Genomic DNA, 11,866 nt, shown 5'->3' on the forward strand with positions numbered 1-11,866 from the left:
CTCCGCTCAGCGTCCGTTGAACGCGTCCTTCAGCCGGGAGAACAGCCCCTGCTGCCCCGGCTGGAACTGACCCTGCGGGCGTTCCTCGCCGCGGAGCTTGGACAGTTCGCGCAGCAGCCGCTCCTGCTCGGGGTCGAGCTTGGTCGGGGTCTGGACCTCGACGTGGACGACGAGGTCGCCCCGGCCGCCGCCGCGCAGGTGCGTGACGCCCCGGCCGTGCAGCGGGATCGACTGGCCGGACTGGGTGCCGGGCCGGATGTCGACCTCCTCCATGCCGTCCAGCGTCTCCAGCGGCACCTTGGTGCCGAGGGCCGCCGCGGTCATCGGGATGGTGACCGTGCAGTGCAGGTCGTCGCCGCGCCGCTGGAAGGTGGGGTGCGGCAGCTCGTGGATCTCGACGTACAGGTCGCCGGCGGGACCGCCGCCCGGGCCGACCTCGCCCTCACCGGCGAGCTGGATCCGGGTGCCGTTGTCGACACCGGCCGGGATCTTGACGGTGAGCGTGCGCCGGGAGCGGATCCGGCCGTCACCCGCGCACTCCGGGCACGGGGTGGGGACGACGGTGCCGAAGCCCTGGCACTGCGGGCACGGGCGCGAGGTCATGACCTGGCCCAGGAAGGACCGCGTGACCTGCGAGACCTCACCGCGGCCGCGGCACATGTCACAGGTCTGCGCGCTGGTGCCCGGAGCCGCGCCCTCGCCGCTGCAGGTGGTGCAGACGACCGCCGTGTCGACCTGGATGTCCTTGGTCGTGCCGAACGCGGCCTCGTCGAGCTCGACCTCGATGCGGATCATCGCGTCCTGGCCGCGGCGGGTGCGCGAGCGCGGCCCGCGCTGCGACGCCGTGCCGAAGAACGCGTCCATGATGTCGGAGAAGTTCCCGAAGCCACCGGCCCCGAAGCCGCCCGCGCCGCCGCCGCCGGACTGCGAGAGCGGGTCGCCGCCGAGGTCGTAGACCTGCTTCTTCTGCGGGTCCGACAGCACCTCGTAGGCGGCGTTGATCTCTTTGAACCGCTCCTGGGTCTTCGGGTCCGGATTGACGTCCGGATGCAGCTCGCGGGCGAGCCGCCGGAAGGCTTTCTTGATCTCTTCCTGCGACGCGTCGCGGCGTACGCCGAGTACGGCGTAGTAGTCCGTGGCCACCTATGACTCCGCCAGGATTTGTCCGACGTACCGTGCCACTGCGCGTACCGCTCCCATCGTTCCGGGGTAGTCCATGCGGGTCGGTCCGACCACGCCGAGCTTGGCGACAGCCTCGCCGCCCGAACCGTAGCCGACCGACACGACGGACGTGGAGTTGAGTCCTTCGTGGGCGTTCTCGTGACCGATGCGGACGGTCACGCCCGGATCCTTCGCCTCGCCGAGCAGCTTGAGGAGCACGACCTGCTCCTCCAGCGCCTCCAGGACGGGCCGGATCGTGAGGGGGAAGTCGTGCCCGAAGCGGGTGAGGTTGGCGGTGCCGCCGATCATCAGCCGCTCCTCGTTCTCCTCGACGAGCGTCTCCAGGAGGGTGGAGAGGACCGTCGAGACGGTACCGCGGTCCTCGGCCTCGAAGGCCTCCGGGAGGTCCTCCACCAGGTTCGGCACGTCGGTGAACCGGCGGCCCGCGACCCGGCTGTTGAGCCGTGCGCGCAGATCCGCCAGGGACGTCTCCCCGAACGGGGCCGGGCAGTCGACCATGCGCTGCTCGACCCGGCCGGTGTCCGTGATCAGCACCAGCATCAGGCGCGCGGGCGCGAGGGACAGCAGTTCCACGTGCCGCACCGTCGAACGGGTCAGCGACGGGTACTGCACGACGGCGACCTGCCGGGTCAGCTGCGCGAGCAGCCGCACCGTACGGGCCACCACGTCGTCGAGGTCGACGGCGCCGTCGAGGAAGTTCTGGATGGCGCGCCGCTCGGGCGCGGTCATCGGCTTGACCCCGGCGAGCTTGTCGACGAACAGCCGGTAGCCCTTGTCGGTGGGGATGCGCCCGGCGCTGGTGTGCGGCTGGGCGATGTACCCCTCTTCCTCCAGGGCCGCCATGTCGTTGCGCACGGTGGCCGGGGAGACGCCGAGCCGGTGCCGCTCGGTGAGCGCCTTGGAGCCGACGGGCTCCTCGGTGCCGACGTAGTCCTGGACGATCGCGCGCAGCACCTGGAGCCTGCGTTCGCTGAGCATCGCGCACACCTCCAGTAGCTTCCGCCCGGTAACCTCACTGGCACTCTTCGCACGCGAGTGCCAGACTTCCCCGGCCCAGTGTACGGCCGGGGGGTACTGCCCCGGCAAGGCCGGTCCCACGCTGTCGCGCCGTGCGGCGTCGTCCCGGATAGCGTCCCGGTATGACCGTGACTTGGGAAGAGGTGGGGTGGGAGCGGGTGGCGCCCGGAGTGGGGCGGTGCCGGCTGCCGGGGTGGGACTGCACGGCGGGGCTCGTCGTCGGGGCGGACGCCGTGCTGCTCGTCGACGCGGGCTCGAGCCTGGCCGAGGGCGCACGGTTGCGGGCCGAGGCGCAGGCGCTCACCGGCCGCCGTGTGACGCATCTCGCGCTCACCCACCCCCACTTCGACCACGTCCTCGGGGCGGCGGCGTTCGCGGGCGCGGAGGTCTTCGGCGCGGAGGGAGCGGAGGGAGCGGACGCGGCGCCGGCGTACGGGCGGGAGGAGCTGCGCGCGGACGCGGTGCGCCACGGGCTGGACGCGCGGGCGGCGCAGGAGGCCGTGGACGTCCTGGTCCGGCCGCACCGCACGGTGCGCGGCGAGCTGGCGCTCGACCTCGGACCGGGTGGCGGACGGCGGGTGCTGCTGGCGGACGTGGGTCCGGGGCACACGGCCCACGACCTCGCGGTGCTGGTCCCCGGCGACCCGGGGGTGGTCTTCTGCGGCGACCTGGTGGAGGAGTCGGGCGAACCGCAGGCGGGCCCCGACGCCGTGCCGTCCCACTGGCCGGCCGCCCTGGACCGGCTGCTGAAGCTGGGCGGCGAGGAGGCGCGGTACGTCCCCGGCCACGGAGCGGTGGTGGACGCGGCGTTCGTCCGGGCCCAACGCGACGCCCTGGCGGCCCGTTTCGGCGTGTCGCACCGATCCTGACGAACGGGCTCCTCGTATCGTCATCCGAATGCGCCCGTACTCCGCCGATCTGACCCCTCCGTGGAAGAAGCCGCAGCCCGTGCCGGAGGTCGCGGCCGAGCCCGGCCTGGTGGTGGAGGAGCCCGGCACCGGTTTCTGCGGCGCGGTGATCCGCTGCGAGGCGGGCACGGTGACCCTGGAGGACCGCTTCGGCAAGCACCGCGTGTTCCCGCTCCGGCCGCGCGGCTTCCTGCTGGAGGGCCGCGCGGTGACCCTGGTGCGGCCCGCCGTCGGCCTGCCGCGGCCCACCCGTACGGCGTCCGGTTCGGTGGCCGTCCCCGGCGCACGCGCGCGGGTGGCCCGCGCGGGGCGCATCTACGTCGAGGGCCGGCACGACGCCGAGCTGGTCGAGAAGGTGTGGGGCGACGACCTGCGCGTCGAGGGCGTGGTCGTGGAGTACCTGGAGGGCGTCGACGACCTGCCCTCCGTCGTCGAGGACTTCTCCCCCGGCCCGGACGCCCGCCTCGGCGTCCTGGTGGACCACCTGGTCCCGGGCAGCAAGGAGTGGCGCATCGCCGAGTCGGTGACGAGCGAGCACGCCCTGGTGGTGGGCCATCCGTACGTCGACGTCTGGGAGGCGGTGAAACCGTCGTCCCTGGGCATCGACGCGTGGCCCCGGGTGCCGCGCGGCCAGGACTGGAAGACGGGTGTGTGCCGGGCGCTGGGGTGGCCGGAGAACACGGGGGCGGCCTGGCAGCACATCCTGTCCCGGGTGCGGTCGTACAAGGACCTGGAGCCGGCGTTGCTGGGCAGCGTGGAGAGGCTCATCGACCACGTGACCGCGTCCTGACGGCGCTCCCGTCGTCGACCCACTGCGCCTGGTGGGCTGTTCTCCGCCGCTGCGGAGCTGGTCCGTCGATCGGCTCTGCGACCCTGCCGAGCAGTTGTCGCTCCCCGCCCTCGCGGGGAGCGGCCCCTCAGTCCACCAGGTCCCGCACCACCGCGTCCGCCAGCAGCCGCCCGCGCAGGGTGAGGGCCGCGCGGCCCTCCTCGTACGGGCCCGGCCGGAGCAGGCCGTCCGCCAGGGCGCGGCGGGCCGCCCCGAGGCCCTCCGGGCGCAGGAGGGAGAGGGGGACGCCCTCCTCGAGGCGGAGTTCGAGCAGGATGCGCTCGACCCTGCGGTCCTCCTCGCTCAGCAGCTCGCGCCCCGCCCCCGGCGACCGTCCCTGCGCCAGCGCCGCCGCGTACGCCCCGGGGTGCTTCACGTTCCACCAGCGCACGCCGCCGACGTGGCTGTGGGCGCCGGGGCCCGCGCCCCACCAGTCGGCGCCGCGCCAGTACAGCTCGTTGTGCAGGCAGCGGGCCGCCTGGGAGGTGGCCCAGTTCGACACCTCGTACCACGCGAAGCCCGCCGCCGACAGGGTCTCCTCGGCGATCAGGTACCGGTCGGCGTGGACGTCGTCGTCGGTCGTCGGGACCTCGCCGCGCCGGATGCGGCGGGCGAGCTGCGTGCCCTCCTCGACGATCAGCGCGTACGCCGAGACGTGGTCCGGCCCGGCGCCGAGGGCCGCGTCCAGCGAGGCCCGCCAGTCGTCGTCGGACTCGCCGGGGGTGCCGTAGATCAGGTCGAGGTTGACGTGCTCGAAGCCGGCCGCGCGGGCCTCGGCGACGCACGCCTCGGGGCGGCCGGGGGTGTGGGTGCGGTCGAGGACCTTCAGCACGTGCTGCCGGGCGCTCTGCATGCCGAAGGAGATCCGGTTGAAGCCGCCGGCCCGCAGGGTCGCCAGATAGGCCGGGTCGACCGACTCCGGGTTGGCCTCGGTGGTCACCTCGGCGTCCGCCGCCAGCCCGAACTCCTCGCGGATCGCCCCCAGCATCCGGACCAGGTCGTCGGCGGCCAGCAGGGTGGGCGTGCCGCCGCCGACGAACACCGTGCGGACCTCGCGCGGGTCGTCGCCGAGGACCTTGCGGGCCAGGCGGATCTCGTCGGTCAGGGTCTCGGCGTAGTTGTCGCGGGAGGCCAGCACCCCGCCGGTGCCGCGCAGCTCGGTCGCGGTGTAGGTGTTGAAGTCGCAGTAGCCGCAGCGGGTCGCGCAGTACGGGACGTGCAGGTAGAACCCGAGGGGGCGGTCGGCGGCCCCGGCGAGCGCGGACGCGGGCAGCGCGCCGTCGGCGGGGACGGGCTCGCCGTCGGGGAGTGCGGAAGGCATGTGCTCCATTGTCCCGCACCCGTCCCCGTTGCCCGGCGTTCCCGTCGTTCCCCCCCGGCGTTCCCGGCGTCACTCGGCCTGGAGCACCAGCAGGGCGAGGTCGTCCGCGGGCGGGCGGGCGCCGAACTCGTGCACGAGCCGGGTGATCCGTTCCGCTATCCGGTCGGCGTCCAGGCCCGCGCAGCCCGCCAGGGCCGCGGCCAGCCCGTCGCCGTCGTCGAACTGGCGGGAGCCGGAGCGCCGCTCGGTGACGCCGTCGGTGACGCAGAGCAGGGTGTCGCCGGAGCGCAGCTCGAAGGTCTCGCTGGTGTAGGTGACGTCCTCGACGACCCCGAGCAGGGTCTGCGGCCGGGCGACGGCGCGGACCGTGCCGTCGGGGGCGAGCAGCAGCGGCAGGGGGTGTCCGGCGGAGGCGAGGGTGCAGCGGACGCCGCCGTCGACGGGGACGAGCTCACCGTAGAGGAGGGAGAGGAAGCGGGTCTGCGGGCCGTCGCCGGGGGCGGTCGGGCGGGCACCGGCGGCGACGAGCGCGCGGGCGGCGGCGTCGGCGGCCTCCGTGGCGTCGTCGAGGAGCAACTGGTTCAGGCGGTCGAGGACGTCGGCGACGCGGTAGCCCTCGCGGGCGAGCAGCCGCAGCCAGGGCCGGGCCAGCCCGATGACCACGGCGGCCTCCGGGCCCTTGCCCTGGACATCGCCGAGGACGAAGCACCAGCGGCCCCGGCCGGCCGGGAAGAGGTCGTAGAAGTCTCCGCTCGGCCCGCCCTTGTCGTAGGGCTCGTGGACGAGGGCGCTGCGCACGCCCGGGATCTCGGCGACGGCGTCGGGCAGCAGCCCGCGCTGGAGCACCGCGCTGATGGTGGCCTGGCGGGCGTACTGCCGTGCGGCGCCGATGGCCAGGGCGACCCGTCGGCCGAGGTCCTCCACGAGCCCGGTGATCTCGTCGGGGAACCGGTCGATGCCGGCCCGCCCGATCACCAGGGTGCCCAGGGTCCGCCCGCCGGCCACGAGGGGGTAGGCGAGGGCCGCGCCGGGGGCGGTGGCGGACGGGTCGTGGGCGTCCGGGGGCGCGCCGGTGCCGTCGGGAGGGGCGTCGGGGGTGCCGGACACCGTGTCCGGCCAGGGGTAGGGGGCGGGCCCCGGGCGCAGCGGGTCGCCGGGCTGCGGGGGACGGCCGTCCAGGGCCCGGCGCAGGTCCTCGACGCGGTCCTCGCCGGCGTGCCAGACCCGGGCCGGCCGGGCACCGCCGCCCCGCGCCCCGTCACCGCCCCAGCCGCCGGGGCCGGCGGCCGCGTCCTCCAGCCACATCGCGCACCAGTCCGCCAGCCGGGGGACGATCAGCTGCCCGGTGAGCGCGGTGACCAGGTCCTCGTCGAGCTGGCCGGCGAGCAGGTCGGAGGCCTCGGCGAGGAAGGACAGGGCCCCGCGCCCCAGCCAGGCCCCGTCCCGCCCGGGACGGCGGGCGAGCCAGTCGTCCCCGTACGAGCCGCCCCGCCCGATGTGCCGGGCGTCGGGCGCCTCCGGGCGACCGGGTGCGTCCCGCGCGCTCCGGGAGGACAGCGCCTCCCTGGGGGTGCGCGGGCCCGGTGGGGTGGCCGGGTCGAGCGGGGTCGTCGGATCGGGGGGAGTCGCCGGGGCGAGGGGGGCCGTCGGGGCGGGCGGGTGCGCGGGGCCCTGGGGAACGGGCGGGCCCTGGGCGTCCTGCTCCGGCCGCGGCGGCTCGGGGGCGGGGATCCGCGCCGCGCTCAGGTCCCGCGCCGGCGCGTGCTCCCCGGCGTACGCCTCGCTCCGATCCTCCTCCGTACGGCCCCCGGCGGGCAGCCGCGCCCACACCGTCTTGCTGCCCGGGCGGTACGTGACCCCCCAGGCCTCGCAGAGCGCGGCGACGAGCGGCAGGCCGCGCCCGTACTCCGGGGCCTCGTACGGCGGCGCCTCCTGTTCGGTGCCGCGCGGGGCGCGGGAGGGGTGCCGGTCGGAGACCTCGACGACGAGCGCGCCGGTCCCCTCCTCCAGCCGGCACGTCAGGTGCACGTCCGTCCCGGCGTGCACGACGGCGTTGGTGACGAGTTCACTGGCGATCAGCGTGGCGTCGTCACCGACGCGGCCGGTGAGGTGCTCGGCGCCGGGCAGTCCGAGGTCGGCCCACTCGGTGAGCGCCTTGCGCAGCAGGGCCCGCGCGGAGCCCGGCGCGAGGGGACTGCCGGGCAGAACCGTTTCCACCCGCGCGTCCTCCCGCGCCTCAAAGGCGCCCGAGACGGTCTCCCGTTGCGTCGGAATGGCCCCCATGGGCAGCTCCCGGACAGTTCGTACGCGTACACACCGATCGATGCCGACAGGGTGACAGACGGAGCCCGCCCATAAGCACCGAGTTACCGAAGTGGGCCACTGGAGAGGAGAACCGCGTCCCGTACGTGGTCAGGAACGGACAGAAAGGCGGCCCGTTCCGACCAGTGGGGCAACCGGAGGGCAGGGGAAGAGCGGGGACGGCAAAGGGGCGGCGGGGTGGCGGGGACGGCAAAGGGGGCGGGGCCCGGACCGAACCGGTCCGGGCCCCGCCCCCTCACGGGGTGGCGGTCACGCCTCGCGCGCCCCCTCGTACATCTCGTCGATGAGGTGCTTGTACGCGCGCTCCACCACCGGCCGCTTCAGCTTCAGGCTCGGGGTGATCTCGCCGTGCTCGACGTCGAGGTCGCGCGGCAGGAGGCGGAACTTCTTGATGGTCTGCCAGCGCTGCAGGCCCTCGTTGAGCTGCTGGACGTAGCCGTCGACCATCTCGACCGCGGCGGGCGTGGCGACGATCTCCGCGTACGACTTGCCCTCCAGGCCGTTCTCGGCCGCCCACGCCGTGAGCGCGGCCTCGTCGAGGGCGATGAGGGCGGTGCAGTAGTTGCGGTCGGCGCCGTGCACCAGGATGTTCGACACGTACGGGCAGATCGCCTTGAACCGGCCCTCGACCTCGGCGGGCGCGATGTACTTGCCGCCGGAGGTCTTGATCAGGTCCTTCTTGCGGTCGGTGATGCGCAGGTAGCCGTCGTCCGACAGTTCGCCGATGTCGCCGGTGTGGAACCAGCCGTCGGCCTCCAGCACCTCGGCGGTCTTCTCGGGCAGGTTGTGGTAGCCCTGCATGATGCCGGGGCCGCGCAGCAGGATCTCGCCGTCGTCGGCGATGCGCACCTCGGTGCCGGGCAGCGGCTTGCCGACCGTGCCGGTGCGGTAGGCCTCGCCGGGGTTGACGAAGGAGGCCGCGGAGGACTCGGTGAGGCCGTAGCCCTCGAGGATGTGGATGCCGGCGCCGGAGAAGAAGTAGCCGATGTCGGGGGCGAGGGCCGCGGAGCCGGAGACGCAGGCGCGCAGCCGGCCGCCGAAGGCCTCGCGGATCTTGGCGTAGACCAGCTTGTCGGCGATGCCGTGCTTGGTCCTCAGCCCGAACGGCGCGCTCGCGGTGCCGGTGCGGCGGAAGTTGTCCTGGGTGACCTTGGCGTACTCGCGGGCGACACCGGCGGCCCACTGGAAGATCTTGTACTTGGCCCCGCCGCCGGCCCGGGCCTTGGCGGCGACGCCGTTGTAGACCTTCTCGAAGATGCGCGGCACGGCCGCCATGTAGGTCGGCTGGACCACCGGGAGGTTCTCGATGATCTTGTCGACGCGGCCGTCGACGGCGGTGACGTGCCCGACCTCGATCTGGCCGGAGGTGAGCACCTTGCCGAAGACGTGCGCGAGCGGCAGCCACAGGTACTGCACGTCGTCGCCGGTGACCAGCCCGGTCGCGGCGATCGCCTTCGCCATGTACGACCAGCTGTCGTGCGGCAGGCGCACGCCCTTGGGGCGGCCGGTGGTGCCGGAGGTGTAGATGAGGGTGGCGAGCTGGTCCTTGGTGATCGCGGAGACCCGCTCCTTGATCAGCTCCGGGTCCTTCTCCAGCCGGGCCGCGCCGCGGCTCTCCAGCTCGGCGAGGCTGATCACGAAGTCGTCGGTCTCCACGCCGGTCGCGTCGACGGCCACCACCCGGGTGAGCTCGGGCAGCTCGGCGCGCTTCTCCACCGCCTTGGCCACCTGCTCGGCGTTCTCCGCGATGAGCACCCGGCTCTGCGAGTCCGACAGGATGTAGGCGGACTCGTCGGCGTTGGTCTGCGGGTAGATCGTGGTGGTGGCGGCGCCCGCGCACAGGATGCCGAGGTCGGCGAGGATCCACTCGACGCGGGTCGAGGACGCCAGCGCCACCCGCTCCTCGGGCCGCACGCCCAGCTCGATCAGGCCGGCCGCGATCGCGTTGACGCGCTCGGCGGTCTGCGCCCAGCTGAGCGACTTCCAGGCGTCCGGACCCTCCCCCGAGGTCCGCGGCACCGGGTAGCGGTAGGCCTCGGCATCCGGTGTGGCCGCCACACGCTCCAGGAAGAGGGCCGCCACGCTCGGCGGACGGTTCTCGATCAGTGTCTGTGTGTGGCTCACGACATCCTCCGGGGCCCGCGACGGTGCGGCTGGCTCAGTGGGGCTGGTTACACTCGCGCGCCGTTGTTTAACTCGCGAGTAACTATCGAGCACGGACAGAGTAAGGGGCGACCGGCGGCTGCGTAAGGGGGTGCGGCCTGCCATTTCACCCGGAGAACTACCCGCAGGACGCGCGGGGGCCCACCGCGCTCACACGCGGCAGGCCCCTTTTCCGCCCGGTTCGCGGAGTGACCCGCGGTAACATCGGTGACCCTCGGTCACCTCCCGGCTACTTCTTGCCCTTGCCCGCTCCCCCGCTCTCGTCGCTGGAGAGGACGGCGATGAAGGCCTCCTGCGGGACCTCCACGGAGCCCACCATCTTCATCCGCTTCTTGCCTTCCTTCTGCTTCTCCAGCAGCTTGCGCTTGCGGGAGATGTCGCCGCCGTAGCACTTGGCGAGGACGTCCTTGCGGATGGCGCGGATGGTCTCGCGGGCGATGACCCGCGAGCCGATGGCGGCCTGGACGGGCACCTCGAAGGCCTGGCGCGGGATGAGCTCCTTGAGCTTGGCGACGAGCCGCACGCCGTACGCGTACGCCTGGTCCTTGTGGGTGATCACCGAGAAGGCGTCCACCTTGTCGCCGTGCAGCAGGATGTCGACCTTGACCAGGCTGGAGGTCTGCTCGCCGGTGGGCTCGTAGTCGAGGGAGGCGTAGCCGCGGGTCTTGGACTTCAGCTGGTCGAAGAAGTCGAAGACGATCTCCGCGAGCGGAAGGGTGTAGCGGATCTCGACCCGGTCCTCGGAGAGGTAGTCCATGCCGAGCAGGGTGCCGCGCCGGGTCTGGCACAGCTCCATGATCGCGCCGATGAACTCGGTCGGCGCCAGGATGGTGGCGCGCACGACCGGTTCGTACACCTCGTTGATCTTGCCCTCGGGGAACTCGCTCGGGTTGGTGACGGTGTGCTCGGTGCCGTCCTCCATGAGCACGCGGTAGACCACGTTGGGCGCGGTGGCGATCAGGTCGAGCCCGAACTCGCGCTCGAGGCGCTCGCGGATCACGTCGAGGTGCAGCAGGCCGAGGAAGCCGACGCGGAAACCGAAGCCGAGGGCGGCGGAGGTCTCCGGCTCGTAGACCAGGGCGGCGTCGTTGAGCTGGAGCTTGTCGAGGGCGTCGCGCAGCAGGGGGTAGTCGGAGCCGTCCAGCGGGTACAGGCCCGAGAACACCATGGGCTTGGGGTCCTTGTAGCCGCCCAGCGGCTCCTCGGCGCCCTTGTGCTGGCTGGTGACGGTGTCACCGACCTTGGACTGGCGGACGTCCTTCACCCCGGTGATGAGGTAGCCCACCTCGCCGACGCCGAGGCCGTCGGAGGGCAGCATCTCCGGCGAGTTGGTGCCGATCTCCAGCAGCTCGTGGGTCGCGCCGGTGGACATCATCCGGATCCGCTCGCGCTTGTTGAGCTGGCCGTCGATGACACGGACGTACGTCACCACACCGCGGTACGAGTCGTAGACCGAGTCGAAGATCATCGCGCGGGCCGGGGCGTCCTTGACGCCGACCGGGGCGGGGATCTCGGCGACCACCTTGTCCAGCAGCGCCTCGACGCCCAGACCGGTCTTCGCGGAGACCTTCAGCACGTCGTCGGGCTCGCAGCCGACCAGGTTCGCGAGCTCCTCGGCGAACTTCTCCGGCTGCGCGGCCGGCAGGTCGATCTTGTTGAGCACCGGGATGATCGTGAGGTCGTTCTCCATCGCCAGGTACAGGTTGGCGAGGGTCTGCGCCTCGATGCCCTGGGCGGCGTCCACCAGCAGGATCGTGCCCTCGCAGGCGGCGAGCGACCGGGAGACCTCGTAGGTGAAGTCGACGTGTCCGGGGGTGTCGATCATGTTGAGGATGTGCGTGCTGCCCCGGTCGTGGGTGGGGGCCCACGGCAACCGCACCGCCTGGGACTTGATGGTGATGCCGCGCTCGCGCTCGATGTCCATGCGATCGAGGTACTGAGCGCGCATCTGCCGCTGCTCGACCACACCGGTCAGCTGGAGCATCCGGTCGGCGAGCGTGGACTTGCCGTGGTCGATGTGGGCGATGATGCAGAAATTGCGGATCAGCGCCGGGTCGGTACGGCTCGGCTCGGGCACATGGTTAGGGATCGCGGGCACGCAGGGTCCTGATTCTTGAGGCGTCC

General features: G+C 73.0%; 8 protein-coding genes. 2 read left to right on the plus strand and 6 right to left on the minus strand.

Annotation, left to right across the window (positions count from 1 at the left end; all coding sequences use genetic code 11):
* Positions 1 to 6 precede the first annotated feature (6 nt).
* Both dnaJ and hrcA read right to left on the minus strand, forming a co-directional pair.
* Entirely contained in the window at positions 7 to 1,143 is a 1,137-nt protein-coding gene (dnaJ, locus tag CP969_RS13840; RefSeq protein WP_004988289.1) for a molecular chaperone DnaJ, read from the minus strand.
* On the minus strand, positions 1,144 to 2,160 hold the full coding sequence (gene hrcA, locus CP969_RS13845) for a heat-inducible transcriptional repressor HrcA (protein ID WP_004988288.1): 1,017 nt from the start codon (positions 2,158 to 2,160) through the stop codon (positions 1,144 to 1,146).
* Positions 2,161 to 2,321: 161 nt separating this feature from the next.
* Between hrcA and CP969_RS13850 the strand changes: the two genes are divergently transcribed.
* Both CP969_RS13850 and CP969_RS13855 read left to right on the plus strand, forming a co-directional pair.
* Entirely contained in the window at positions 2,322 to 3,068 is a 747-nt protein-coding gene (locus CP969_RS13850; RefSeq protein WP_026085196.1) for an MBL fold metallo-hydrolase, read from the plus strand.
* 28 nt (positions 3,069 to 3,096) lie between these two features.
* Positions 3,097 to 3,897, plus strand: coding sequence for a DUF3097 domain-containing protein (locus tag CP969_RS13855; RefSeq protein WP_004988284.1), 801 nt, complete (start codon positions 3,097 to 3,099; stop codon positions 3,895 to 3,897).
* 127 nt (positions 3,898 to 4,024) lie between these two features.
* Here the strand turns inward: CP969_RS13855 and hemW are convergent, their stop codons facing one another.
* The 4 genes from hemW to lepA form a co-directional block, all read right to left on the minus strand.
* Positions 4,025 to 5,257, minus strand: coding sequence for a radical SAM family heme chaperone HemW (gene hemW / locus CP969_RS13860; RefSeq protein ID WP_026085195.1), 1,233 nt, complete (start codon positions 5,255 to 5,257; stop codon positions 4,025 to 4,027).
* Positions 5,258 to 5,326: 69 nt separating this feature from the next.
* On the minus strand, positions 5,327 to 7,540 hold the full coding sequence (locus tag CP969_RS13865; protein WP_150474925.1) for a SpoIIE family protein phosphatase: 2,214 nt from the start codon (positions 7,538 to 7,540) through the stop codon (positions 5,327 to 5,329).
* 288 nt (positions 7,541 to 7,828) lie between these two features.
* Positions 7,829 to 9,703 (minus strand): AMP-dependent synthetase/ligase, encoded by a 1,875-nt coding sequence (locus CP969_RS13870; RefSeq protein WP_004988277.1) that lies wholly within the window; start codon positions 9,701 to 9,703, stop codon positions 7,829 to 7,831.
* A gap of 268 nt (positions 9,704 to 9,971) precedes the next feature.
* Complete coding sequence (gene lepA / locus CP969_RS13875; protein ID WP_004988276.1) at positions 9,972 to 11,840, minus strand: translation elongation factor 4; 1,869 nt, start codon at positions 11,838 to 11,840, stop codon at positions 9,972 to 9,974.
* Positions 11,841 to 11,866 lie beyond the last annotated feature (26 nt).

Origin of the sequence: Streptomyces viridosporus T7A, assembly GCF_008704515.1 — a bacterium.
Lineage (GTDB): Bacteria > Actinomycetota > Actinomycetes > Streptomycetales > Streptomycetaceae > Streptomyces > Streptomyces viridosporus.

Excerpts from the sequence above, each read along its gene's own strand:
- hrcA (WP_004988288.1), bottom strand. The coding sequence starts at position 2,160 with ATGCTCAGCGAACGCAGGCTCCAGGTGCTGCGCGCGATCGTCCAGGAC.
- CP969_RS13850 (WP_026085196.1), top strand. The coding sequence starts at position 2,322 with ATGACCGTGACTTGGGAAGAGGTGGGGTGGGAGCGGGTGGCGCCCGGA.
- CP969_RS13855 (WP_004988284.1), top strand. The coding sequence starts at position 3,097 with ATGCGCCCGTACTCCGCCGATCTGACCCCTCCGTGGAAGAAGCCGCAG.
- hemW (WP_026085195.1), bottom strand. The coding sequence starts at position 5,257 with ATGCCTTCCGCACTCCCCGACGGCGAGCCCGTCCCCGCCGACGGCGCG.
- CP969_RS13865 (WP_150474925.1), bottom strand. The coding sequence starts at position 7,540 with ATGGGGGCCATTCCGACGCAACGGGAGACCGTCTCGGGCGCCTTTGAG.